The following is a 24,581-nucleotide window of genomic DNA, read 5'->3' as shown; positions in this document are numbered from 1 at the left end:
GTTTTAATAATCAAGAGAAACGACAAACCAAAGCTTGACCTTGGCAAGCAGCTGGGTTAAGGCCTTGGTTTTTTGTGTATTTCTAGGGTTTTATGGACGGTTTCTCACTTCTTAACTGCAATCACTTGAATTTTCCGGCTTTTAAATAGCAGGCAACTATCATATAATAGTAGATATATTAATCTAGATTTAAGAGTGACAGGTTATAATTTGATCCAGAAAAAGGGTGTGACTAGGTCGCGCCCTAGCTTGCTGTGGAGCCTAAAGCAAGAGTGCCACATCTTTTCTTCAAATAATAGCGCGTAAGGACGGTAAAAATGAGTAACAGACAAACCAAAACAGACGTTATCTTAATTGGTGCTGGAATCATGAGTGCGACTTTGGGAACGCTGCTGAAGGAATTAGTACCGGACTGGAACATTACAGTTTTTGAGAAGCTCGCAACCGCAGGAGAGGAAAGCTCTAACGAATGGAATAATGCGGGAACGGGGCATGCTGCACTGTGCGAGCTTAACTACACCGTCGAAAAACCGGACGGATCCATAGATATTAGCAAAGCGATAAAAATTAACGAAGAGTATCAGGTTTCAAAGCAATTTTGGTCTTATCTTGTAAAAAGCAATCTGATTCGCAATCCGCAGGATTTCATCATGCCATTGCCTCATTTGAGTTTGGTACAAGGGGAAGAAAATGTAACATTCTTGAAAAAGCGTTTTGAAGCGATGTCTGACAATCCTCTGTTCCAAGGGATGGAATTTTCCGATGATCCGGGAAAACTGATGGAATGGATTCCGCTGATTATGGAAGGCCGGACCATGAATGAACCTATGGCGGCCACAAGAATCGAATCCGGAACGGATGTCAACTTTGGCGCTTTAACGCGCATACTGTTTGACCACTTAAAGAGCAAGAACGTCGATATCAAATTCAAGCATAGTGTAGATGATATTAAACGTGCCGGCGACGGCTCGTGGGAATTAAAAGTGCGCAATGTCGATAACGGTACCGTCGAACGCCATACGGCGAAATTCGTCTTTATCGGCGGCGGTGGAGGCAGCCTGCCTTTGCTGCAAAAATCCGGTATTCCCGAGGGGAAACATATTGGAGGATTCCCGGTAAGCGGACTATTTATGGTGTGCAACAATCCGGATGTTGTAGCGCAGCATCATGCCAAAGTGTACGGAAAAGCCAAAGTTGGCGCTCCTCCAATGTCTGTTCCGCATCTTGACACCAGATTTATCGACAACAAAAAATCGTTGCTCTTTGGACCGTTTGCCGGCTTCTCGCCCAAGTTTTTGAAAACCGGCTCCATGTTTGATTTGATTGGTTCCGTAAAGCCGAATAATGTCTTTACGATGTTGGCGGCAGGCGCCAAAAACGTTCCGTTGACGAAATACCTAATCCAGCAAGTGATGTTATCGAAAGAACAGCGTATGGAAGAGTTACGCGAGTTTATCCCGAACGCCAAAAGCGAGGATTGGGGTATGGTCGTAGCGGGCCAACGTGTGCAAGTTATCAAAGATACGGCTGCCGGCAAAGGAACGCTCCAATTCGGTACGGAAGTGATTAGTGCCGCTGATGGCTCGATCGCTGCCTTGCTCGGCGCTTCTCCGGGAGCTTCGACCGCCGTTTCCGTTATGCTTGAGTTAATAAAAAGATGCTTCCCGCAGCAGTTAAAAGAGTGGGAACCGAAAATCAAAGAAATGATTCCTTCTTATGGCGTATCGCTACTGAAAAACCCGGAGCTTATCGAAGAAATTCATACTTCGACAGGGCGGACGCTTGGTCTAAGCAACGAACTGCAACCTGCCATATAGACAGAAAAAATAAAAATGAATGTAGCGGCCTTCGTCCTGAAATTCCCTGGGACGGAGGCCGTTTAGTTTTGCCTGCAATCCTTCGTAACGGGTCAACGGACAATCCATTTGACAGGCTAATTGATAATGATTATAGTTATCAATTAGATTGCAGACTAATCTATTGTTCGGTTGAAGCTGTTTGCGGCAACATCCATCATAAATAAACGGAGGGAGGGCATCCTATGAACTGGAAACGAACATATCCATGGGTAGGACTGCTGTTAGGAGCTGTAATAGCGGGAAGCGGATGCTCAAACACAACGGATCACGGGGCAGTCTCCAGCACTTCTCCGTCAGCATCCTCTTCGGATGATTCTTCAACAGTGAAGCCCGCCGCTGAGCGTGTGCTGAAGGATGCGTTGGGGCACGAAGTGAAAATACCGTCTAACCCCCAGAGGATTGTCGCATCCTATTTGGAGGATCATCTGGTTGCTCTTGGGGTGAAGCCGGTCGCCCAATGGTCCGTCGGCAACGGAAAATCGGTGCAAAGTTACCTCCAGAAGGAGCTTTACGGGATTCCGACCGTTCCAAGCGATCTTCCCTTTGAATCGGTCATGAGCTTTGCTCCGGACTTAATCCTCATGGATAGTGCGGAGCAGGTAGCTGGGGACAAATACGCCCAATATGCCAAGATTGCTCCGACATTCACCGTGGGGAACGGAGTCAACAATGACTGGCGGCAGGAATTCATGACTGTGGCCGAGGTGTTGAATAAAAGCGAGGAAGCTAAGAAGGTTTTGGAGAATTACGATGTGAAGGTGAAGGAAGCCAAGGAGAAATTAAAGCAGGCCATCGGAAACAAATCCGTGGCTGTTCTCTGGGTAACCGAGAAAACGGTATATGTGCCTAACGAGCATCTGTCCAGCGGCGACGTTCTGTACCGGGACCTGGGGCTAACCGTGCCGGAAGAAATTAAGGAAATTTCCGAAACGGCTAAAGCCAATTGGAATCCCATTACGATGGAGAAGCTTGCTCAAATGAACATTGACTATCTGTTTATTGTGAACAGCAAGGGCGCAACGAAAGAGCAGATACTAAAGGATCCGGTTTGGGCCGGTATTCCTGCAGTCAAAAACGGGCACGTATTCGAATATGATCGTACCTCAAGCTGGCTGTATACAGGTGCCATTGCGAATCGCCAGATGATCGACAATGTGCTGGAGAGTATCTTGAAGGAAAAAAACAAGTAAGCCATGACCGCTGTTCAACAGGACAGTTACATCTCCTTTTTTCGGTTCCGCCGAAGGGACTTGGTCTAGCCTCACGATCTTCATCATACCTTCATAATATCCTCATTGTAGCTTCATGATCAAAACGACAGTCTGTGTTATTATTTATACATAAGCGAAAATTCAACCCAAATTTAAGGAGGAAAAATCAGTATGTCTCTTATCGGAACAGAAGTAAAACCATTCAAAGCATCGGCTTATCACAACGGCAAGTTTATCGATGTTACGGAAGCTGATTTCAAAGGGAAATGGAGCGTCGTTTGCTTCTACCCGGCCGACTTCACGTTCGTATGCCCGACGGAGCTTGAAGATCTGCAAAACCAATACGAAACGTTGAAAGGCCTCGGCGTTGAAGTATATTCCGTCTCCACGGATACTCACTTTACGCATAAAGCATGGCACGATAGCTCCGAGACGATCGGCAAAATCACTTATATCATGATCGGCGATCCTTCGCATACGATCTCTCGCAACTTCGACGTGTTGATCGAAGCAGACGGTCTGGCGGATCGTGGTACGTTCATTATCGATCCGGACGGCGTAATCCAAGCTGTTGAAATCAATGCAGGCGGCATTGGCCGCGATGCAAGCATTCTGGTGAACAAGATCAAAGCTGCCCAATATGTTCGCAACAACCCGGGCGAAGTGTGCCCTGCGAAGTGGCAAGAAGGTTCCGCAACGCTGAAGCCGAGCCTCGATCTTGTAGGAAAGATCTAAGGAGCGAAAACTTATGGCACTGGACGCAGATATTAGAGAACAACTAAGTCAATACCTGCAGCTCATGGAAGGCGATGTGCAGATCCAAGTGAGTGCGGGGTCCGATGCCGTATCCCATGAAATGCTGGAGCTGGTGGATGAAATCGCCAGCTTATCCTCCAAAATTACGGTGGAGAGAACCGAATTGTCCCGAACGCCGAGCTTCCATGTGAACCGTGCGGGGGAAGAAACGGGGATTGCTTTTGCCGGCATCCCATTAGGACATGAGTTCACTTCCTTGGTGCTTGCACTGCTGCAAGCGAGCGGAAGGCCACCCAAAGTGGAACAGCACCTCATTGATCAGATCAAGAACATCCGCGGCGAATATCGCTTCGAGACCTACGTTAGCTTGAGCTGTCACAATTGTCCCGACGTCGTACAAGCACTGAATGTCATGAGCGTCCTAAACCCTGGCATCTCACATACGATGATCGACGGTGCGGCGTACAAAGCTGAGGTCGAGAGCAAAAACGTCATGGCTGTGCCTTCCGTCTACCTCAATGGCGAATTTTTCGGCAGCGGTCGAATGTCGCTTGAAGAGATTCTCGCCAAGCTGGGGACGGCTCCTGACGCATCCGAATTTGCGAACAAGGAGCCGTACGACGTGCTTGTTGTCGGGGGTGGTCCCGCCGGCGCCAGCGCGGCGATCTATGCGGCACGCAAAGGCATTCGTACCGGGATTGTCGCCGAGCGTTTCGGCGGTCAGGTCATGGATACCATGGGCATCGAGAACTTCATCAGCGTGAAATACACCGAAGGCCCCAAGCTTGTAGCGAGCCTGGAGGAACATGTCAAAGAATACGGCATTGACGTGATGAAGCTCCAGCGCGCCAAGCGTTTGGAAAAGAAGGATCTCGTCGAAGTCGAGCTCGAAAACGGGGCTGTGTTAAAGAGCAAGACCGTCATTGTCTCCACCGGTGCGCGTTGGCGTAATGTCGGCGTTCCCGGCGAAGCGGAATTCAAGAACAAAGGCGTAGCCTACTGCCCTCACTGTGACGGTCCCTTGTTTACAGGGAAAGACGTAGCCGTGATCGGCGGCGGCAATTCCGGCATCGAGGCGGCCATCGATCTTGCAGGCATCGTGAAGCACGTGACGGTGCTGGAGTTCATGCCCGAGCTGAAAGCCGATGCCGTCCTGCAGAAGCGACTCTACAGTCTCCCGAACGTGACGGTGCTCAAGAACGTTCAAACGAAAGAGATTACCGGCACGGACAAAGTCAACGGGATTACCTACGTCGATCGTGATTCGGGTGCGGAGCATCATATCGAATTGCAGGGCGTGTTTGTTCAGATTGGTCTTGTTCCCAATACCGATTGGTTAGCGGATACGGTTGAGCGCACTCGCTTCGGCGAGATCGTCGTAGATCGTCATGGCGCTACGAATATCCCCGGTGTGTTTGCTGCAGGCGACTGCACGAACAGTCCCTATAAGCAGATCATTATTTCCATGGGATCAGGTGCAAACGCAGCTCTGGGCGCATTCGATTATCTCATACGAAATTAACAATAAATTTTACGCATACCATGAAAGGCCCCTATTTTTTAGGGGCTTTTTGCGTGGTGAATGACCATGTAGCCTATTGCAGCAAGCAGCAATAAAATACTGATCACTTTAGGAATGCTGCCTGATTTCAAAGCCACATAGCCCACAATCAGCAGATGCCCGCCAAAAACGATCAGACCGATAGACCAAATCGATTCGAACGCTTCAAGAAACAGCATCATAAGGGATTGAATTTGTTCGGTTTGAAATGAGGATAAATAGGTTCCAGGTGCCGAGAGGTGCAGCACCACGATCAAGTTCAGGATGGCCATTCCCAATACAACCGAATAGGTAAGACGGAGCCATGCGCCGAGCAAGGAAAGGGTTTTATTCAGGAAGATATAGAGAGCCCATGCGACGACAATGTCACAGATTAGGATGAGGACCCACCCCAAAATTTCGGCTTTGAATAGGCTGTTTGATGACACGATGTTGGTAAATGTGACGCCGACATCGCCTTTCACCACAAGGCTTCCATGGACAAAGCCATAGGAAAAAAATGCAGCAAGGGCCATGAGGATCAGTGATACACCCGCAGTGAAAGCAGCATTTCGCTCATGGGATCGTTCTTTTACTGAGGTAGCCATAAGATTGCCTCCTAAATGACATGATTTATGTTCATTGTAATTAGGAGGAGGTTGACCGGTCATTGACTTAAGTCAAGAGCACGCGTTAACCACGGTTTTACCAAGGGTAAGACGCTGGCTGGCTGCATGGCTTTTGTATGATCCATGTTATTTCCTTTTAAAATTTCTACGTCCCAACTGAAGGATTGTAATTGTTTCTCATTTTTTTGCAACAAACCGATGATATCCACCGTGACGCTTCCAAAGTTCTCGCCATAAACAATGGTATCTTTTTCACCTGCGAAAGTCAGTTTAGGGAAGTTCAATCTATCTTGAATTTCTTTGTCGTTAAAATCCATTAAGCTTTGATACATCGTGAAAAATTGTTTCGTTTGATTGGGATCGATTTTCACCTGGAGGTTGTTCCAATCGATTTCTTCGGGGGTGGCCTGTTCTTCGGGTGCATTTTCAGGGACATTATGATGATTTAAGGCTTGCTCGTAAGTTTTTTTCGTTACGGCCATCATTTCTTTATAGGGTCCTTCATACGGCGGGTATCCGCCCATAATCAAACTTTCGAGCCGATTGGTTCTGATCGCCAATTGCAATCCGACCAAAGCCAGCCAGGAGTAACCGTAATAACTAAATTTCCCAACCTTCATTTCATCAGCTATGTGGAGGAGATCTTGTGCCATGTTTTCAGGTGTGAGACTGTCCGGTCGGGGGTTTTCAAATAGATGGCCTTCATAATCAAAATACAAAACTTGAAACGTGTCGGAAAGTCCTTCGACAAAATTTTTCCCTAGTTCAGGATCTACGCCCCACAATTTCAAGCTCTCGGCTTCCTGGCCGTAAACGGATTTTTTCGCTACCGGCAGCATAATGACCTTGCCGGAACGATTTCCGGTTAACCCGACCTCCAATGTTGAGCCGTCATGTAATTCTACGATTTTTTTCATGATAATCACTCCTAAGCGGTTTATACTACTAACATACAGCATTCATGCAATATTTCGGTTTCTCCTGACGAAACAGCCAAGGATGTGCTCATTTGATGTTTTTAGGTTAACGTAGCACTTGAAGGTTTCACTTCAAGGATAAGGAGTGGGAAGGTGCAAAATACATATACGCCTGCACAAATTGCGAATGCACTAAACGTAAGCACGACCACGTTGAGGAGATATGAAGAGCAAGGATTAATTCCTGATGTGCCGAGAACCACAGGAAACCATCGAACCTACATGCCCATTCATTGCCGAGCTTTTATGACGATTCGATCCTTGTTGAAAGGGTATGAGATCCCCGTTGTTTATGATGTCATGAGAAAAATTAGGAGTGGAGATGTAATTCATGCCCTTTGGTTATTGAATCATCAGCTGCATCAGATTCAAGAAGAAAAGCAACGAGTGGAAGAAATACTTGCCATGATCAAAAACACCGATTTTACCACATATAGAAATGTGAAAATAACGAATGCGATGTCCATTGGAAAAGTAGCGGAGATTGCCGGGGTAAACACTTCTGCGATCAGACATTGGGAGAAGGAGGGGTTAATTCGCTCCGAGAGAGATAATGACAATGGATACAGGATCTTTACCGTACCTGAATTAAGAAAAATATTGGTCATAAGCAGTTTAAGAAGAACCATCTATTATATTGAAAATATGAAGCAGCTTTTAGATGATTTGGACTTACACAGTTATTCAAAAATAGATCGATCGTTTCAGCTTGCGCTGCAAAATTTAAACCAGCAGCTTACCATGAAATTCGCGGGAATTGCGGAAATCATGAAATATATCGATTTTTACAAAATTGAAAAGGATGGTACCTGATCGTCTAAACGGTTTTCATTTGACAAAATAAGCTCTTGAAGCCCTTATTCTGGGACTGCTTTTTGTATCGTTAACCGGTATTTTTGGCTATAATGCTTTATTCTTTTTGGGTCTGAAATATACGTCGGCTGTTAATGGGTCGTTGATCATCGCGACCATGCCTGTTTTTGTTACGGCAGGAGCCGTGTTCTTCTTGAAAGAAGCGTGGAGCGGGAAGACAGGACTTAGTTTGGTTTTATCGCTGGTTGGTGTGGTCATTGTCATTACGAAAGGGTCTTTCCATACGATTAGTACCCTATCCTTTAATGTAGGTGACATCTTGTTTTTTGCCGCGTTGGCTTGTGGCGTTATCTATGGTCTGCTTGGAAAAGCAGTTATGAAGGAGGTATCCAAGCTATTGGCAACAACTCTGATGATTTTCATCGGCTCGGTGTTTCTGGGGGGCAGCTCGTTGGTTGAAGGGGGATGGGGAAAGGTTCCAGATCTGTCCACTCAAGGGTGGATGGAAATGCTATATATGGTCCTATTCGGTACGCTGATCGGCTATGTTATCTTTAATAAAGGGGTTGAACAGATTGGGGCGAGCCGGGCCAGCATTTGAACTAAGGTGGCAAAAAAGACTTTAAGAGTCAGTTTATGCTAAGATATGGATAGTGGAAGGTTACATCTTGGTGTGCGGGAGTGTGGAGATGGGATATATTGAGGAATTGCGAAGCCTTGTAGGACATCGGCCTTTAATTTTTGTCGGCTCTGTGGTTATTGTTCTGGACAGCAATGACAGAATCTTGCTTCAACAACGCAAACATCCGTTGGGGGCCTGGGGAATCCCCGGAGGTCTCATGGAGTTAGGGGAAACCGCGGAGGATACGGCTCGTCGCGAATTGCTGGAGGAAGCAGGTATCACGATCGGGGAGTTAGAACTCATTGATGTGTTTTCGGGGCCGCAAAACTTTATCAAAGCTCCGAATGGGGACGAATTTTATGTCGTAACCATTGCTTATTCAACCAGAAGCTTTACGGGCCAGCCTTTTATTAACGATGCGGAATCGTTGGCTTTTCAATTTTTCGATCTTCAAGAGGTTCCCGAACTGGTTAAAAGCCATCGTGTCATACTCGAACGCTTCCTCGCAAAAAACAATACCTTATTGCGCTAAACACAAATGACCCGCAGGAGGGACACTTTTTTAAAGTGTTTCATCTTACGGGTCACCGTCCAGAGTTGAGGTTATTGTACTCCTATTCCCCGACTACGCCAACACGGATTGTATTGCCTTGTTATTTCTTCTGTGGTGTTTCATTTTTGTGTTCAATGATTGGTAAGAATTTGAGTTCACCATCTTTCATCATTTGTTCCTTTGAACGATTGCTTTTAGGAACTACCCCATTTTGTTCAGCTTCCAGTTGTTTTTCAATCTGCGTATTTGCAATCACCTCGTACACTTGTTGTTTAGAGATATTTTTAGATGCTGCAATATCCGCAACGGATTTACCTTTTGCTAATTCTTCTTTTAATTCTGTCGGGCTAATTTTTAGCAAAGAAAACAGTTTATCATCGTTCAAAATGGAATCATAAGCATAATCAGGCTTACCATCTCTAGTGAATAAACCTTCTACTTTAATGTGTGAAGGTGCAGGTTCACCTCCTACCCGAGTAAGATTAATTGCATTGTCATGAACAAATACCTGGAAAAACGGTGATTCTGATCCCTTTATGGTGTAATTCAACATCAATGTTTTTTGATTTGGGTTCTCCATTTGTTCCATAGCAAACTCGTACGCTTTGACGTTACCATACATTTTATCAATGAGACGATCTACCTTCGCCTTGATTTCCTGATCGGTTAAAGTAATGAGCGGCTTCTCCTTAGGCTCCCAATTCTCTTGATCCACGTGTTCAATCTCACCCGAAATACCGTTAGTATGAACGGCAATCTTTTTGCCGCTTCCTCCTTTTTCCTGCAGTATGATGCTTGTTTGGTTCACTTTCATTTGGGATAAACCGGTGGAATCTGCCGGTTGGAGTACATCACCTTGAGCGTTGCTTGCAGCGATAATCTCAAACGATCTTGTTTCGGGAAATGCGCTATACAGCTTCTCAAGCGTTGCTTTGCCAACCTCATCCACCTTGACTTGTTCAGCAGTCATTGGTTTTCTGGTAATCATTTCAATCAGGGGAGGGGCCGCAAATCCTGCGGTTGGAACCAAAATCGCAGCAGCAACTATTCCGCCAATTAATCGTTTTTTCATGGTTTTTTCGCTCCTTTTTCGTTGCAAATATTGAGAATAGGATTGTTCGATTCGTTTGGAAATGGCCGGAGGGCACTCCATCGTTTCTGCCTCTTTGAGCAGATGTTCACGGATTTTTCGTTCAATAGGCATTGGACTTTTCCATCCTTTCCGGGAGGAGATTCCCTATGTTTTTTCGAAGCGCCTGGAGGCCCGCATGATATCTGGACTTGACTGTACCCAGCGGAATACCGAGCAATGCCGCGATTTCCTCAAGAGTATAGTCGTGAAAAAAGCGGAGGATAATCACCGTGCGCTGTTTGTCGGTCAGTTTTTGGATTGCCTGCGATATCTCTTGATTCGTCCCCTCCATGATCACAGTAGGCTCATCCCAATGATGCTCTTCCCGAGAGAAGATACGGATGCGTTCAAAAATTCGGAATCTCCTCCAGCTCTTGACCCGAAATCTCTGCACTTGGCGGATTACCAAGCCGTGCAGCCAGAAGTGGAAAGGACGGTTCGTATCGTAGTTGGCAAGAGAGGTCCACATTTGCATATAGATCTCGTTCATGACATCTTCCCGATCCTGCTGATGATCCACAAGAAAGGAGACGGTTCGGTAGACATCCCGATAGGTGGCATCATACATCGTTTGAAACGCCTGTTGATCACCATCTTTCATTTTTATGAGTAATTGGTACATATATTCACTTTGCATTCAGAGGGCCCTCCTGAGTAAGCAGCTTACACCCTATATTGTCTCTGTATCGGAAAAAGGTTCGGTCCTATATTTTTTTTGCAAGAGGCTGAGTGTCAGCGGCCATGTCAACCCTGAAGGAATGAATTTCCGACGAGAATGTCTAACGATTTATTGTCCCTACAACCACTGTATCAGTTTTTATGGTCCGGGATAAATAATGAAAATCAAAAAAAGCCTGTTGAGGGTTTCTCAACAGGCTGTCCAGCCCCTTGCTAGGGGAACTGGCGTTCTTCGTTATGGACGGGCCAGGCTTAGAAGTCAAAATTGTCAGGGTCCGGTCCAACCCGCAGGTTCTGGTTCAGCGCATCGATGCGGGCCATCTCTTCACTCGTCAGCTCGAAGTCGAACACCGAGGCGTTCTCGATAATCCGGGGAGCCTTCGTCGACTTGGGAATCGTTACGATGCCGTGCTGCAGATCCCAGCGCAGAATGACTTGGGCGACCGACTTGCCGTGACGGGCGCCGATTTCCTGCAGCACCGGGTTGTCCAGCAGCTGGCCCTGCATCAGAGGCGACCATGCCTCGATCTGAATGTCATGCCGGGCGCAGAAGTCGCGCAGCGCTTGCTGGCTGAGCCGCGGATGGAGCTCGACCTGGTTCACCATCGGCTTGATCTCGGCATCTTTCATCAGGTCCTCCAGGTGATGAATCTGGAAGTTGCTGACGCCGATCGCTTTGACGCGTCCGGCCTTGTACAGCGCTTCGAGCGCACGCCAAGCGTCATTGTACTTGCCAGCCACAGGCCAGTGAATCAGGTACAGATCGAGATAATCCAGCCCCAGCTTCTCCAAGCTGGTCTCATAGGCGGCGAGCGTCGCTTCATAGCCAAGATCGGCGTTCCATACCTTGGAAGTGACGAACAGGTCTTCGCGGGAGAGTCCCGTTTCTTGAAGGGCTTCGCGGATAGCCTGGCCTACGCTGTGCTCGTTGTCATAGATGGCCGCCGTGTCGATACTGCGGTAGCCATGGGCGACAGCCGCTTTGACCGCGTCCACGAGCTCGGGACCGTCCGCGACTTTGAATACGCCGATGCCGAACCAAGGCATAGCCTTTCCGTTATTTAGAGTCGTAGTTGCTTGCAGATGCGTTGTCATAGATAAAACCTCCAGTAGGGTAAATGGTAATTTTGAAACATGATGTCTTGTTGGAGTGGTAGCGGCCCTGACCATTTTGCGCGTGGCTGCTTGGATGATGCCCAGATAGCGAAAACAGAGCTCGACAGTCAAGACCGGGCCGGCCCCGTCCGCACGGCGCGAACCGGCACGCCCTTGCGTTCCAGTACCATGCTCAAGCCGGTCAGCAACACCGCGGCCAAGACCATGACAGCGCCGATCCAGGTGGTATGAATCAATCCCATCGAATCGGTCACCACACCACCCAGATAGGCTCCAATGGCGATACCCGCATTGAACGCGGCGATGTTGACGGCGGAAGCGACATCCTTAGCTTCCGGCGCGAAGCGCTCGGCCAGCATGACGACATAAATCTGCAGCCCGGGAACGTTCATGAAGGCCAGCAGGCCCATGAAGAAGATCGTGATCAACCCGGCTACCTTGAATGGCGCGGTGACCATCAACACCAGCAGCACGATCGCCTGCAGGATGAACATATAGAACAGAGCCTTGAGCGGCCGGCGGTTGGCCACCTTTCCCCCGATGACATTGCCGATCGCAATCGCAACGCCGTAAATCAGCAGGATGACCGCTACCGTGCTTTCGGCAAATCCGGTTATCTCATGCAGCAATGGGGATAAATAAGTAAATACGACAAAGGTGCCTCCATACCCGAGAGCCGTGATGGCGAACGCAAGCAGCAGTTTGCCATTCGTCACCAGCTTCACCTGCTCACGCACGGGGGTCGGAACGCCCTTACGCAGCGAAGCGGGGATCAAGATCAGGTTGGCGATTAGCGCGACCAGGCCGATGACGGCGATGGTGACGAAGGCCGCACGCCAGCCCATCTGCTGGCCGATCCAGGTACCTAGCGGCACGCCGGTCACGATGGCGACCGTCAGGCCTGAGAACATCATGGAGATCGCACTCGCCCGTTTGTTCTCCGGCACGAGGTCGGCGGCGATGGTCGATGCAATCGACATAAATACGCCGTGCGACAAAGCGGATAGCACGCGGGCCGTCAACAGGATGCCGATGCTTCCGGAAGCCGCCGCCAGACTGTTGCCGGCGATAAAAACGACCATGATGGCAATCAGCAGCGACTTGCGGGACATTCCCGTGGTGAGTGAGGTCAGCACGGGAGCCCCGAAGGTGACACCGAGCGCATACAGCGTCACCGTTAGTCCTGCCGTTGTGACCGATATATGAAGGTTTTCGGCGATTAGGGGCAGCAGCCCCACGCTGATAAACTCGGTAGTTCCGATCGCATAGGCGCTAATGGCCAGAGCCAGAAGCGCGAGTATACTCCGTTTTTGATCCAATTGCATGTTTTCTCACCTCTATTCGTGTATTCGTGGTAAACATCGGCCGATATATGCTATTATGAGAGGAGCAAGCATTTTTGGCTAGTACGTACTTTAAAGTACGGTAGGCACTAAAAAGTGCCTATAACAATTGGAGGATTTCGCATGAGCACAGGAACCAATAAGAAGTATAATATTTCGGTGGAAGCGACCTTGGAAGTCATTGGAGGAAAATGGAAGTGCGTGATTCTCTGTCACTTGACGCGTGGAAAGAAACGAACGAGTGATCTCAAGCGTATTATGCCCAGTATTACGCAAAAGATGCTAACCCAGCAACTGCGGGAACTGGAGGCGGACGGGATCGTCAACCGGATTACGTATCATCAAGTGCCGCCCAAGGTCGAATACGAGCTGAGCGAATACGGGTGGAGCCTCAAGCCGATTCTGGATGCGCTTTGCTCCTGGGGAGAGCGCCATATTATTAAAGAATACGGCGATAAGTTCACCGTATTGGAGGACAATATTTTAAATCATTGAGACGTGAACATGGATCTTTCCACGATTCCTTTGGACGATAAAAAAAGGAATACTTGAGCTAAGGCTTCAAGTATTCCCGAGAGAGTACCGCGTTGAGGTACTCTCTTTCTTTTTTCTAAGTTTCACTTAAAATAAACTATGTTTTAACTATTAAATGTAGAGGAGTATAAAATTACAAAATCGACATAAATCTACTACATTTGCTATATACACCTTCCATGGCTAAGGCTATAATTCAAATAGAAAAAATTGGAGGGTGGTTCCAAGTATGGAAAAGGTGTGGAATGTCGTATGGAAAAAAGATAACTACGCATTGGAGAAAGTAAGGAATAACAAGGCGCTGAAAAAATTTGATATATACGAAAGCTTGGGAGTCAACTTTCATAAGGTTAAAAAAGTCGGAGATTTCGGGGCGGGCGGGGGCTATATGACGTTGGAATTAATCAACCGATACCCCAGTATTGAAAGCGTGAGATTATACGATTATTCGGAGGATGCGCTGCTCAAGTCCAAAGAAAATCTGGTGCAATACAGCCATGTGAGCTTTAAGCAGCACGACTTGAATGCTCCGATGACAGATCATGCCGAACAGCATGATTTTATTATGGCGTTTAGCGTGCTGGAGCATGTTCCAAATTACGAGACAGGCTTACAGACGTTGTACGATCGTTTGGAGAGCTCCGGGGAAGCCATCATGGTGTGGTCCCATGCGCATTCCATTTTTAAGTGGCAGCGTCAATGGTATGAGAAGCTAAACCGCTGGAACTACGGTTTTCAGAAGGAAATGTCGCAAAAGGAAATTTACAAATTCCTGGAAGGTAAATTTGATGTGCTGTGCTGCAAAGTCGTCCCGTGCGTCGGAGATAAGGGCGTCTGGACCTTGCTGGATAATGTGATTCACAAATTTAATAAACAGAGCGGCAGATATTTATTTCTTCACCTGAAGAAAAAGCAATAGGGGAATGGTTAACGCTCACTTTAAAACGGAAAGAAGGTGAAGGTCATGATGATCGACGATATGGAAATCCATTACAACCAATGTCCTGAGAGCTATCAGTATGTTTTGGTTGTTTTACATTATAAAGATCAATTTGTCTTCGTGAAAAACAAAAAAAGAAAGTGGGAATTTACCGGGGGGAAAAAGGAGGACGGCGAAACCATTCTGGAGGTTGCCAAGAGGGAAGCTTGGGAAGAAGCCGGAGCCGTTATCGAAAATATACAGGTTGTAGGCTACTATACATTGGCCAACCATGAGAACGTGATTATTTCCGCCGCGGAAGTCTTGTATTTCGAAGATATTCCCGCATTCTCCGAAACGACGGAAGTCCGATTATCGACAACGCTGCCAAGCGAAGAGGAATTGTCGTTTACGGACGGAATTTACAAATCGATCTTCAGCCATATCAAGGAACATGGTTATGAAAGTTAAAGGCATTCTACTCAGCGTTGCTTCCGTTCTGGTGATGAGCCTCTCGCCGCTGACCAATATGTTCTCTCTATCTACGATCGACCCGATGGTCGCCAGCTTTTACAGCAGTCTATTTTCAGCTCTATTCTGCTTGTTGTTTTTAGGGGTCAGAAAAAAAAGGCTGGCGTTCGTCAACGACAAAAGAATCTATCTGCTGGGGGTCACGAACTCCATCGGCGTCGTGTGCCAATATTTCAGCTTATTTATGCTGGGACCGATCGCGTTTGGCTTAATCGGCCGGTTTTATATAATTTTTTCGCTGGCCTTGGCCGTATTCATCCTCCGTGAAAAAATTAAATCGTCGAGTTATTTTCCGATCGTCATTTGTATCTTAGGTTCCTTTCTGGTTGTGAACACGGGATCGTCGAACAATAATATGATGGGGATTATGTTAGGGCTGCTGTATACCTTTTTGTTTGCGTTAACCAATTTGCTGGCCAAGAAACTGGTGGATCGGATCGATTCCTCCATTATTTTATTTTACAACCAGATCATTTCTACCGTATTGATCGGTGCGTTTATCTGGGTCACTCGAGGAGATTACAAAGTTTTTTTCGCCGGAGAAAGCTTGCTTTTTATTGTGATTGCGGCATTTTGCAGCGGCTTTCTGGGCATTATCCTGTTCTACGAAAGCATTAAGTACATCAAGTTCTCGGTAGCCAATCTGATCCGGTCGTTGAATCCTGTCATTGTCTTCGTTTATTCGTATCCTTTTTTCCCGATTGAGATAACGGCCAAATTCATCGCAGGCAGCGTGATGATTGTCGTTTCGGTCATCTGGTTGAACCTGAAGCAAGAGTAGCTAATACTTTTCCAAAATGTGTTATGATATGGAAGAACTCATATCTCACATGGAGGTGAAGCGGTTGAAATACGTGTACGGTATTTTAGCTTTGCTCGGAACAATACTGCCCTATTCCCAGTTCATACCGTGGGTTAGCGAGCATGGTCCTAACCTTTCTTTATTGATAGGAGAAGCAAGCCAAACACGTATTGGCGCATTCGCATGGCTGGATGTCGCGGTTTCGGCAGCGGTCTTAATCGCCTTCATTGGATATGAAGGGAGTCGCAAAGGAATGAAATGGTTATGGGTTCCGATCATTGGGACATTAACCGTTGGCGTTTCGTTGGGACTTCCCTTATTTTTATTACAACGAGAAATTCATTTGGAGAAAAAACGTGGATAAAAAAGCGAAAAAGATACTCATGAACACCTTTTGGTCTTCCAGCGGTTGGAAGGATCGGCCGTATGCCTTTGCCGGCGAGGATTTCAATTATGCCAAAAGCCAAGGGCTGATGTTTGATCCCATCACGATCACACATGATGAATTGGTCGAACGGCTGCACGAATTGCATCAGACCGTGACCAAAGAACAGGTAGCCGCTGCGTTCCTGCACAGTTTGTCTACGAAAAAAGTCCATCTGCGGAGCGCCCTGTCGAGCTGGGCCCTGACTTCCAGGCTACCTCTGCATACCTACGGACAGCGGAGTGCGGTACGGCCGAATTACGGCAGCTGCGGGGATTGCAACTTCCACGGGTTGATGTCGGACCGGGATTATGTAAATGCGGATTTGAACGTGCTGAATTTCGAGCGGGTCAAATGGGGAGGCGTCCGCTTGAACTACCTTCTGTATTGCTGGCTGGATCTCGAATTGTTCAGCAAGGAAGAAGAAGCATTCGAGGTTACCACTGAGGATGCTGCCATGCTCAACCGAATGACCGAAGCGATTCAGGACTGTGCGGAGCATGAAGGCGCCCGGCAGCTGGAGAAGCGCTGGAAGGATGCGTTTCCTTCAAGCAAGCAGGAGCGGGACGTGACGATGGAAATATGGGGATATGCCGGACTGCTGGTGGAGCGCGATACGCCCCGCAAGCTCCGGGGAGGAAGTCACGATTTTAACTCCGTTGCGGGGTGGCAGGGGAGTGACCGGTATTCCCGGGAGGCGCTGGAATTTTACTTCGGCTCGTTTCTGTAGGTTTGTTCCAATTGGTACCGGTAGAGCATGCACCTAACTAACGAAAAGAGGCAGAGTATGGAGAAAAACCTATTGGAGCAGCTAAACCTCTGGCATGAAGAAGATGAATTTGAACAAATCATCGCTCGGATTTTGAAAATTCCCGAACGGGACCGCGATTATGATTGCATCAGTCATTTGGCAAGAGCCATGAACAATCTGGAACGTTACGAGGAAGCGCTGCAGCAGCTTTTGACGATTGAGAAGCAAGGCGGGAACGATCCTTTGTGGCATTTCCGTGCGGGGTATGCCTACTACCATCTGGAACAATACGAGGATGCCATCAGAGAATTCGAAACTGCGGATCAACTGGCTCCCAAGGATCAAACCACGCTGTCGTTTTTGGCATGGAGCCGTCAAGGCTTGACCGCATTGAACCGTAAACGCAAGCGGTCGATGGCCATGCAGGCCCGGAATGAGCAGGGAAGCCATACCGGAGCGGGAAAAGCACCCTTTGAAGGGTTTGACTTGACGAACTTCTGGGATGATAGCGACTACGCGTTAAAAGAATACGTCAGCGCGCCGCCTACGGATGAGCTTATTGCTTCGATCGAACAAGAGCTGGGCTACAAATTGCCGGCCTCTTACATCGCGATGATGAAGTTACATAACGGCGGTGTGCCGATCAACACTTGCTTCCCTACGGAGGAAGCAACGTCTTGGGCGGAAGACCATATTGCGATTACGGGGATCATGGGGATTGGGCGCGAAAAGCATTATTCGCTCTGCGGAGAATTGGGCAGCCCGTTTATGATTGAAGAATGGGGCTATCCCGACATTGGCGTGGTCATTTGCGATTGCCCTTCGGCAGGTCACGATGTCGTGATGCTGGATTATCGGAAATGCGGCAGAAATGGGGAGCCTGAGGTGATCCACGTCGATCAGGAAGGCGATTATGAAATTACGTTTTTGGCCGAGAACTTCGAGGCCTTTATCCGGGGATTGGTGCATCACGATGTCTATGACACCTCGGAGGAGGATAAGCAGGAGGATTTGCGGAAGGTGGCCCATGAGGAATTTTCCCCGATGCTTTCGGAGCTATGTGCCCGCGTCACCGAGGTCGACAACATGGAGGAGATCATCCGTGCGATTTGTACCCGAATTGTAGAGGAAAAGGGGTATTTTGCTTTTCATGCGGATGAACTTTCGACTTTGATGTATGACCTGCAATTTTGGCTGTACACCAAGTCTTACCCTCAGACCAATCGTGAACAATATCTGAAGGCCTATGAGAAAATCATAGCTTTCAGCGGATCGTTCAGCACGGGTGGGTATGCTCCCGGCTTTATCACGGACTGGCTGGACGATCGACTCCGGCAAGGCATGATTGGCAGGACAAGCGATGCTCTTGCATTCACGGATACGGCAACGGAGCAATTGCTGGAAAAGCTGAAAGCATTCGCTCCCGCGACTTAAAATTCATCAAAGCCCTCCGGACCGAAACCTGCGCGGCGCCGGGGGGCTTCCATGCGAAATTCGAAGTGACTGGTTTAGGAAGTAAGGCTCAAGGACTTCCAACGTGTATACCAATCCGTAATGTCAGGGTTAATCGGTAACTCCATATCCCGTTCCATTTTCGTTCTCAAGAGCAAATATTGTTCTTCCACACCGATCCTGTCGCCAATCCAATCATAAAGCTTCATCAGCGAGAAATAGCTTTCCTCCTCGTCCGGAAGCAATTGTTGAATCCGGAGGTGGACTTGGATGGCTTTTTTCGGTTTTTTTTGCTGCTCGTAGAACTCACATAACTTTCGCATATGGTATAACCACAGCAATCGAAACCGTTCCCGTTCATGTTCGGCCCAGAGGTAATCGTATTTTCCCAGATAGTCCCCCTTGTACAAATTCAACACATACTCATAGGCGTCAACTGTACCCGCATCCAAGACACCCAATTGCCTCATGGCGTATTCCCATTCCTCTGTATCTACCCCAGCCTCCCCCAAGTCAAGCTTGTACCCCGCCTCCAAATTGCCGCTGTTTATGGAGACTGTATCCATGTTGGAATTTTTCAAGGTTTGACGTACATGATAAATCGTTGTATAGAGATGCTGTGCTGCCTTAGTCTCTTCCAGCTCCGGCCATAGCAGTTCGAGCAAAACGCTTCGATTGATGGTCCGGTCCCGATGATGGAGCAAATAGGCGAACAATTCTTGCGCCTTGCTTGTACGCCATTTCACGTTCTGGGCGTCCATGCCGGGCAGCTTAAACTGGATTTGATTAAAGCAGCAAATCATGGGGGAGTTCGTGTCCTGTGTTTTCTTGGTGCGTCTGATAGCCAATTTTTCTTTTATCCGCAGGATCGTTTGGCGCAGACGCTCCTTTTGCAGCGGCTTCACAATATAATCCAAGGCGTAAAGCTCGAAAGCCTGCACGGCATATTGATCGTAACCGGTCACAAATACGATTTCGGTACCGGGAGCGGTCGCCTGGATCTGCTTCCCCAGATTCAGACCGTTAATATCCGGCATATGGATATCAAGAAATACCACATCGGGGCGATGAGCCAATACGCCTGCCATGACCTCGGTGGAATGGGAATATGTGGCAACGATCTCAACTTCGTTTGCTTCACGCTCAATCGCTTTTTTCAGCCCAATCAGGGCCAATTGTTCATCGTCAACCAATATGGCTTTCACAGGAGCGTCCTCCTTGACAGTTGATACTTGTAATTGCTTTCACAATTCTTATATCGGCATTCATGCGAATATATTGAACAGACCCATGAGTTGTCTAGGTTTTGTTTATGTTGGGTTGGTAAACTAGTAGCATAAGGGGGACTGCGAGAGTTAACGTACAGTCATTTCTCTGTAAATTCCATAGCTTGGAGAATAAAAAGGAGATGAGAGGTTTTGTTTACACGAAAGAGTAGGTTTTATGGGAAGAAGCCGTTGACCCTTCTGCTGTCGTTCGTTATAGCGGTCGGTTATCCCGCTGCATTTGTGCCACAAACGGCGAAGGCGGCTACCTCTGCACCAGCAATAGCTGCATCCGGGGGAAAGACCGTTTATGTCGTTGAGGGAGGAGAAGCGGCAGTTGACGCCGGAATATCGCTTGATAAAAATGTATTAGCTACCTACCCTGATAACTTAAACGGGGCGACAGTCGTTATTGAAGGTCATAAGTCCGGCGACAAGTTGAACTTTACTACCCAATCCGGCATTACGGGGAAGTACGTGTCAACCAATGGTGTCTTAACCCTGACGGGTCTGGCATCGGCTGAAGAGTACGAAGCGGCATTAAAAAGTGTCACGTTTTCGACGACATCCGGCGATTTATCCGACAGGGTGATCCGCTTTACACTTGGAAGCGCCCTGGCTTTCGGAGAAAACGGTCATTTTTACGAATACATCAATAATGGCTCAAATATTACATGGCCTGACGCAAAGGATAAGGTGGCCCCAAAAAAATACTTCGGACGTCAAGGTTACCTTGTAACCATCACAAGCGCGTCTGAAAATACCTTTGTTAAAGAGAAAACAGTAGGTCTTGGTTGGCTAGGCGCGATAGATATTGAGCGCTGGAATGGAGAACCTAAGCAAACTGGCGACTGGCGCTGGGTTACAGGACCGGAAGGGTTGGAAGATAGCGGGAAAGGTTTGAAATTCTATCAAGGCTATGGCGGTGGCACAGCCTTTGCAGGCAGATATAATAACTGGAAGTCTGGGGAACCGAATAACTTTTCGAATATCGAGTATGTAGCACATATTTTCCCAGATGGCACGTGGAACGATTATCCTATCAACAATAATGTTACCGGCTACATCGTTGAATACGGCGGTATGCCAGGCGATGAAACTTTTGAGTTAAGTGCAACCAAGACCGTTTCTATTGTGAATAAAGCCGATTTGAAAAAAGCGGTAGAGGCAGCCGGACAATGGCAGGAAGCCGACTATACTGCATCCAGCTGGCAAGAATTTGTTGCTGCCAAAACGAAAGCTGAACAAGTATTGGCAGAAGGCACTTCTTCGCAGCAAGCTGTCGATGACGCGCGAGAGGCACTGCAGCAAGCGATCGACGGCCTCACCTTAAAAAAGCCGACAAAAGCCAGCCTTGATTCCGTCGCGAAGACAATTACAATTCCGTTTGATTATGCCGTAGCTTTAACCGCAGCAGATGTCAAAGGCGGATTTACGATTAAAATTGACGGTCAAGATCAGGCTATAGACATTAGCCATATTGAATTCGATCCAGCGCAAAAAGCAATCAAAATTACGTTACCGAATACGGTCGCTCTGAATAGCGACAGCAAAGTAACGGTCGATTACCAGAATACCAATGAAAATGTAAAAGGGCCTTTTGGGAAAGCAGTAGGCAATTTTAAGGTGGTTGCCGAAGATTCGTTTGCTGCGTCGCTTGCCATTTCCAAGCCGAGTCCAACAGCCACCGTGGCTAAGCCGGAAATCGAAGGAACCGTGGAACCGGGTTCTGCGGTGAATGTAGTAATCAAAGATTCGAAGGGCAACCCGGTACCAGGAGCAGGCGGAACTGCAACCGTGGATGTTTACGGTAAATGGAATTTTACTCCGAGTGTAAGTCTTCCGGATGGCAATTACATCATTGAAGCAACTGCTATGAAAAACAACAGGACCGTAACAAAGACGAAAAACATGAACGTTGATCTGTCAGCCCCGGCCTTGACGATCACCGAACCAAGCGGCAGCCGGGTTTCTGTAGCGAAGCCGGAGTTCAAAGGAACGGCGGATGCAGGCTCGACCGTTACCGTTGCGATTAAGGACAAGAATGGCAACGTCGTAGGTACGCCGACGGTTACGATGAATGCATACGGCGTATGGAGCTTTACGCCGGATCATGACCTGGCCGATGGTGACTATACGTTTGAAGTAACCGCAACCAAAGACGGCAAGTCCACTCAAGTGACGAAGACCGTAACCGTGGCAGCTACCACGAACGATTCCAAGTTGGCCGGACTGCAGCTCAATAGCTGGAACGGAACGCCGATCGGGTTATCGCCGGCGTTCAATGGAAGCACGATCAAGTATACGGCTTCCGTAACGAATAGCGTCTACAGCGTGACGGTAAGCTCGCTGCCGCTTGATCCGAGCGCAAAGATTGAAGTCTCAGTCAATAATGGCCCTTGGCAGCAAGTTCCTAGCGGGGCGGCAAGCGGTAATCTGCCTTTAAATGTAGGAATGAACACGATTGTTGTAAAGGTTACGGACGCCAAAGGCAACGTAACGGAATATACGTTGACGATTACAAGGGAATCTAGCGACAGCGGAGACTCGGATAGCAGCAACGGCGGAAGCACCACGACGCCTTCAACCTCTACAGGTTCGTCTTCGTCCGGAGGTTCGACAACACCGAATGGCTCGGGAATCGAAACCTCAGTGAACGGCAAAGACGATGCGTTTGCAACAGGGAAAGAATCCACCTCGGGTGATCGCAAGGTGACTTCGGTTCAAGTGGATTTGGACAAGCTGAACAAAGCATTGTCCCAAGGTAACGGACAGAAGCTTGCGATTCATTCTTCGAAAGACGGCGATATGAAGGTAGACGGATTGACGGCGGGAGCTGTGAAGCAGCTCGCCGATAAGGGATCAAGCCTCGAAATCAGCAACCCGCTGGCGATCTACCCAGTTCCAGGCGGAAAGATGGATTTGAGCGCGGTGTCCAAGCAGTTGGGCAGCGCAGCGCTCGGCGATATTGCCGTTCATATCGATATCGCCCGTGCTTCGGACACGTTGATTACCAACGCCAAGAACAAAGCGGCGGCGGAAGGCTACGAACTGCTGGTCACTCCGGTCGATCTGGATATGACCTTCTCGCATGACGGCAAGATGGTAAGAGCGGGGCAATTGAACGGATACGCGGCGAAATACATCGCGCTGCCGGAAGGCATCGATCCGAACCGTATTACGACAGGCGTTATCGTCAATCCGGACGGCAGCGTGTTCCATGTGCCGACGGTAGTAACGAAGATCAACAGCCGTTATTATGCCTTGATTAAAGACTTGCATAGCCACGGCTCCTATTCGGTCATCTGGAATCCGCAAGATTTCGACGACGTGAAGAGCCATTGGGGCAAAGCGGACGTGAACAATATTGCGGCGAGACTCGATCTTGCCGGAACCGGGAACAATACGTTTTCACCGGATCGCAACGTAACGCGCTCCGAGTTCTCGGAGATTGTCGTGACCGGTCTCGGTTTGAAACGTCAAAATGCACCGCAAAACAAGTTCCCTGACGTTTCGGATTCTGCTTGGTACCGCAGCTCCGTAGCGATTGCGAACGAATTCGATATCGTCCGCGGCTACGAGGACGGCAACTTCTACGGCGACCGACAAATCACGAGAGAACAGGGCATGGCGATGATCGCCCGGGCCTACAAATTGATCGAGCCGAAAGCCGCGCTGAGTCAGGAGCAGACCGATGCTCTGCTGGCGAAGTATGAAGATGCGAAAAAGGTATCTGCTTGGGCGAGAGAGGATATCGCTCTGATGATTGATGCGGGGATCGTGCAAGGCAACGGACCGCAGCTTCTGAGCCCGCAGTCGAATATGACACGCGCCGAAGTGACGGCGTTAATTGCAAGGTTACTCAAGACAACCAATCTGATTGACAAGTAAGCATGCTACCCTAACAACCATTGGCGACGATCCATGTCGTCGATGGTTGTTTTTTTACCGAATAACGAAATAGCAGGGAAGCGTGCTCCCCTGCATTACGTTTACTGCTCGTCGAACTCCGCTAACTTTTTAGCTCCGGAAAGGCTGTATACGCCAAGTTCATAGAAGGAATATCCGTAATCCGTCGCTCTTTGAATGCCTTGGAATTTCACATATCTGGCTTGGACCGGGTTAAAATGAACTGTTTGTTTCCCGTCCGTCGCCGTAATCATGCCGCCATTTTCCTGCGTAACGTTGGTCCAGTTCTGCTTATCGTTCGAAACAAGCAGCTGGAACGTGTTCGCCCGGGCGTATTCCCAATCGATACTCACCGTATCGATGTCCGTCGGTGCGCCAAGATCGACCTGGAACCACGTATTGTCCCTGTATTCGCTCGCCCATCTCGTAACAGGGGAGCCGTCCACCGCTTTCTCTGCGGCATAGCCGGGCTTGTCGCCTTCTACCGAAGAGGCTTCGGCCTTTTTATTTTCCGCCAAATTCCCGATCAGGTAATAGACGCCTTCTTTGAGCGCATTGTACGCCGTATCCGTAATCATGTGCTCTTCTTTTACACGATCCAGCCGGGCGTTAAATACTTTCAGAAACTCGATAAACTTCGTTGGATTGGACCCTTCGAGGTGAGTCATCATTTCCAGATCTTTGATGAGCGCACGAGCCGCTTTGGCATTCGTGATCTGGTTTTCCGCCGCGAAACGCTCAGCTAATTGTTTCATGGCTGCTGCG

General features: G+C 48.3%; 22 protein-coding genes and 1 pseudogene. 15 read left to right on the top strand and 8 right to left on the bottom strand.

The window, feature by feature from the left end; translation table 11 throughout:
- Window positions 1-317: 317 nt before the first annotated feature.
- The 4 genes from QJ48_RS11770 (at window position 318) to ahpF (ending at window position 5,348) form a co-directional block, all read left to right on the top strand.
- On the top strand, window positions 318-1,817 hold the full coding sequence (locus tag QJ48_RS11770) for a malate:quinone oxidoreductase (protein WP_054973789.1): 1,500 nt from the start codon (window positions 318-320) through the stop codon (window positions 1,815-1,817).
- A gap of 224 nt (window positions 1,818-2,041) precedes the next feature.
- Window positions 2,042-3,049, top strand: coding sequence for an ABC transporter substrate-binding protein (locus QJ48_RS11765; RefSeq protein ID WP_054973788.1), 1,008 nt, complete (start codon window positions 2,042-2,044; stop codon window positions 3,047-3,049).
- A 192-nt stretch (window positions 3,050-3,241) separates the two neighbouring features.
- Entirely contained in the window at window positions 3,242-3,805 is a 564-nt protein-coding gene (gene ahpC / locus QJ48_RS11760; RefSeq protein ID WP_036692003.1) for an alkyl hydroperoxide reductase subunit C, read from the top strand.
- Between the two features lie 13 nt (window positions 3,806-3,818).
- Entirely contained in the window at window positions 3,819-5,348 is a 1,530-nt protein-coding gene (ahpF, locus tag QJ48_RS11755) for an alkyl hydroperoxide reductase subunit F (protein WP_054973787.1), read from the top strand.
- Between the two features lie 38 nt (window positions 5,349-5,386).
- On the opposite strand, the gene QJ48_RS11750 is transcribed toward ahpF, so the two are convergent.
- Together QJ48_RS11750 and QJ48_RS11745 are read right to left on the bottom strand one after the other, a co-directional pair.
- The gene (locus QJ48_RS11750; RefSeq protein ID WP_054973786.1) at window positions 5,387-5,974 is read right to left on the bottom strand and encodes a DUF4386 domain-containing protein; all 588 of its coding nucleotides are present in this window, start codon (window positions 5,972-5,974) and stop codon (window positions 5,387-5,389) included.
- 59 nt (window positions 5,975-6,033) lie between these two features.
- Window positions 6,034-6,912, bottom strand: a complete 879-nt coding sequence (locus tag QJ48_RS11745) for an alpha/beta fold hydrolase (protein ID WP_054973785.1) — start codon at window positions 6,910-6,912, stop codon at window positions 6,034-6,036.
- Between the two features lie 153 nt (window positions 6,913-7,065).
- On the opposite strand from QJ48_RS11745, the gene QJ48_RS11740 reads away from it, so the two are divergent.
- The 3 genes and pseudogenes from QJ48_RS11740 (at window position 7,066) to QJ48_RS11730 (ending at window position 8,939) form a co-directional block, all read left to right on the top strand.
- Complete coding sequence (locus QJ48_RS11740; RefSeq protein WP_054973784.1) at window positions 7,066-7,785, top strand: MerR family DNA-binding transcriptional regulator; 720 nt, start codon at window positions 7,066-7,068, stop codon at window positions 7,783-7,785.
- A 52-nt stretch (window positions 7,786-7,837) separates the two neighbouring features.
- Window positions 7,838-8,383, top strand: a pseudogene (locus QJ48_RS11735) (DMT family transporter); the annotation flags it as partial.
- Window positions 8,384-8,474: 91 nt separating this feature from the next.
- Window positions 8,475-8,939 carry an NUDIX hydrolase gene (locus tag QJ48_RS11730; RefSeq protein WP_054973783.1) on the top strand — a complete coding sequence of 155 codons (465 nt, stop codon included), beginning with the start codon at window positions 8,475-8,477 and terminating at the stop codon, window positions 8,937-8,939.
- A gap of 121 nt (window positions 8,940-9,060) precedes the next feature.
- Here QJ48_RS11730 and QJ48_RS11725 read toward each other — a convergent pair whose 3' ends face one another.
- From QJ48_RS11725 to QJ48_RS11710, 4 genes are all read right to left on the bottom strand, one after another.
- Window positions 9,061-10,164 carry a hypothetical protein gene (locus QJ48_RS11725; protein WP_193394430.1) on the bottom strand — a complete coding sequence of 368 codons (1,104 nt, stop codon included), beginning with the start codon at window positions 10,162-10,164 and terminating at the stop codon, window positions 9,061-9,063.
- Complete coding sequence (locus QJ48_RS11720) at window positions 10,154-10,729, bottom strand: sigma-70 family RNA polymerase sigma factor (protein ID WP_054973782.1); 576 nt, start codon at window positions 10,727-10,729, stop codon at window positions 10,154-10,156. The genes QJ48_RS11725 and QJ48_RS11720 overlap by 11 nt, the downstream gene beginning before the upstream one ends.
- Before the next feature lie 293 nt (window positions 10,730-11,022).
- Entirely contained in the window at window positions 11,023-11,865 is an 843-nt protein-coding gene (locus tag QJ48_RS11715) for an aldo/keto reductase (protein ID WP_054973781.1), read from the bottom strand.
- 128 nt (window positions 11,866-11,993) lie between these two features.
- Window positions 11,994-13,211, bottom strand: a complete 1,218-nt coding sequence (locus QJ48_RS11710) for an MFS transporter (RefSeq protein WP_054973780.1) — start codon at window positions 13,209-13,211, stop codon at window positions 11,994-11,996.
- A 141-nt stretch (window positions 13,212-13,352) separates the two neighbouring features.
- Between QJ48_RS11710 and QJ48_RS11705 the strand changes: the two genes are divergently transcribed.
- The 7 genes from QJ48_RS11705 (at window position 13,353) to QJ48_RS11675 (ending at window position 18,624) form a co-directional block, all read left to right on the top strand.
- Complete coding sequence (locus QJ48_RS11705) at window positions 13,353-13,724, top strand: helix-turn-helix domain-containing protein (protein WP_036688168.1); 372 nt, start codon at window positions 13,353-13,355, stop codon at window positions 13,722-13,724.
- Window positions 13,725-13,992: 268 nt separating this feature from the next.
- Window positions 13,993-14,682: a bifunctional 2-polyprenyl-6-hydroxyphenol methylase/3-demethylubiquinol 3-O-methyltransferase UbiG gene (locus QJ48_RS11700; protein WP_054973779.1), complete on the top strand. Its 690-nt coding sequence runs from the start codon at window positions 13,993-13,995 to the stop codon at window positions 14,680-14,682.
- A 45-nt stretch (window positions 14,683-14,727) separates the two neighbouring features.
- On the top strand, window positions 14,728-15,153 hold the full coding sequence (locus QJ48_RS11695) for an NUDIX domain-containing protein (RefSeq protein WP_054973778.1): 426 nt from the start codon (window positions 14,728-14,730) through the stop codon (window positions 15,151-15,153).
- On the top strand, window positions 15,143-15,994 hold the full coding sequence (locus tag QJ48_RS11690; RefSeq protein WP_237762875.1) for a DMT family transporter: 852 nt from the start codon (window positions 15,143-15,145) through the stop codon (window positions 15,992-15,994). Before QJ48_RS11695 ends, QJ48_RS11690 begins: the two co-directional genes overlap by 11 nt.
- A 55-nt stretch (window positions 15,995-16,049) precedes the next feature.
- A complete protein-coding gene (locus QJ48_RS11685) occupies window positions 16,050-16,379 on the top strand; it encodes a DUF2834 domain-containing protein (RefSeq protein WP_237762878.1) in 330 nt (109 codons plus the stop codon).
- Window positions 16,372-17,169 (top strand): hypothetical protein, encoded by a 798-nt coding sequence (locus QJ48_RS11680; protein ID WP_054973776.1) that lies wholly within the window; start codon window positions 16,372-16,374, stop codon window positions 17,167-17,169. Before QJ48_RS11685 ends, QJ48_RS11680 begins: the two co-directional genes overlap by 8 nt.
- Window positions 17,170-17,226: 57 nt before the next feature.
- Window positions 17,227-18,624 (top strand): SMI1/KNR4 family protein, encoded by a 1,398-nt coding sequence (locus tag QJ48_RS11675; RefSeq protein WP_054973775.1) that lies wholly within the window; start codon window positions 17,227-17,229, stop codon window positions 18,622-18,624.
- A 74-nt stretch (window positions 18,625-18,698) separates the two neighbouring features.
- On the opposite strand, the gene QJ48_RS11670 is transcribed toward QJ48_RS11675, so the two are convergent.
- Window positions 18,699-19,847 (bottom strand): response regulator, encoded by a 1,149-nt coding sequence (locus QJ48_RS11670; protein ID WP_054973774.1) that lies wholly within the window; start codon window positions 19,845-19,847, stop codon window positions 18,699-18,701.
- Window positions 19,848-20,060: 213 nt separating this feature from the next.
- Here QJ48_RS11670 and QJ48_RS11665 point away from each other — a divergent pair, with 213 nt between their 5' ends.
- The gene (locus QJ48_RS11665; protein WP_157261603.1) at window positions 20,061-23,798 is read left to right on the top strand and encodes an S-layer homology domain-containing protein; all 3,738 of its coding nucleotides are present in this window, start codon (window positions 20,061-20,063) and stop codon (window positions 23,796-23,798) included.
- Between the two features lie 101 nt (window positions 23,799-23,899).
- Here QJ48_RS11665 and QJ48_RS11660 read toward each other — a convergent pair.
- The coding region (locus tag QJ48_RS11660) for a discoidin domain-containing protein (RefSeq protein ID WP_237762874.1) at window positions 23,900-24,581 on the bottom strand (682 nt) is incomplete at its 5' end.

Source organism: Paenibacillus sp. A3, assembly GCF_001399685.1.
Classification (GTDB): Bacteria; Bacillota; Bacilli; order Paenibacillales; family NBRC-103111; genus Paenibacillus_G.
This window is presented reverse-complemented; position numbering and strand designations above follow the sequence as displayed.

Coding starts and splice junctions, on each gene's coding strand:
- QJ48_RS11770 (WP_054973789.1), top strand. CDS start 318: ATGAGTAACAGACAAACCAAAACAGACGTTATCTTAATTGGTGCTGGA.
- QJ48_RS11765 (WP_054973788.1), top strand. CDS start 2,042: ATGAACTGGAAACGAACATATCCATGGGTAGGACTGCTGTTAGGAGCT.
- ahpC (WP_036692003.1), top strand. CDS start 3,242: ATGTCTCTTATCGGAACAGAAGTAAAACCATTCAAAGCATCGGCTTAT.
- ahpF (WP_054973787.1), top strand. CDS start 3,819: ATGGCACTGGACGCAGATATTAGAGAACAACTAAGTCAATACCTGCAG.
- QJ48_RS11750 (WP_054973786.1), bottom strand. CDS start 5,974: ATGGCTACCTCAGTAAAAGAACGATCCCATGAGCGAAATGCTGCTTTC.
- QJ48_RS11745 (WP_054973785.1), bottom strand. CDS start 6,912: ATGAAAAAAATCGTAGAATTACATGACGGCTCAACATTGGAGGTCGGG.
- QJ48_RS11730 (WP_054973783.1), top strand. CDS start 8,475: ATGGGATATATTGAGGAATTGCGAAGCCTTGTAGGACATCGGCCTTTA.
- QJ48_RS11725 (WP_193394430.1), bottom strand. CDS start 10,164: ATGCCTATTGAACGAAAAATCCGTGAACATCTGCTCAAAGAGGCAGAA.
- QJ48_RS11720 (WP_054973782.1), bottom strand. CDS start 10,729: ATGCAAAGTGAATATATGTACCAATTACTCATAAAAATGAAAGATGGT.
- QJ48_RS11715 (WP_054973781.1), bottom strand. CDS start 11,865: ATGACAACGCATCTGCAAGCAACTACGACTCTAAATAACGGAAAGGCT.
- QJ48_RS11710 (WP_054973780.1), bottom strand. CDS start 13,211: ATGCAATTGGATCAAAAACGGAGTATACTCGCGCTTCTGGCTCTGGCC.
- QJ48_RS11705 (WP_036688168.1), top strand. CDS start 13,353: ATGAGCACAGGAACCAATAAGAAGTATAATATTTCGGTGGAAGCGACC.
- QJ48_RS11700 (WP_054973779.1), top strand. CDS start 13,993: ATGGAAAAGGTGTGGAATGTCGTATGGAAAAAAGATAACTACGCATTG.
- QJ48_RS11695 (WP_054973778.1), top strand. CDS start 14,728: ATGATGATCGACGATATGGAAATCCATTACAACCAATGTCCTGAGAGC.
- QJ48_RS11690 (WP_237762875.1), top strand. CDS start 15,143: ATGAAAGTTAAAGGCATTCTACTCAGCGTTGCTTCCGTTCTGGTGATG.
- QJ48_RS11675 (WP_054973775.1), top strand. CDS start 17,227: ATGGAGAAAAACCTATTGGAGCAGCTAAACCTCTGGCATGAAGAAGAT.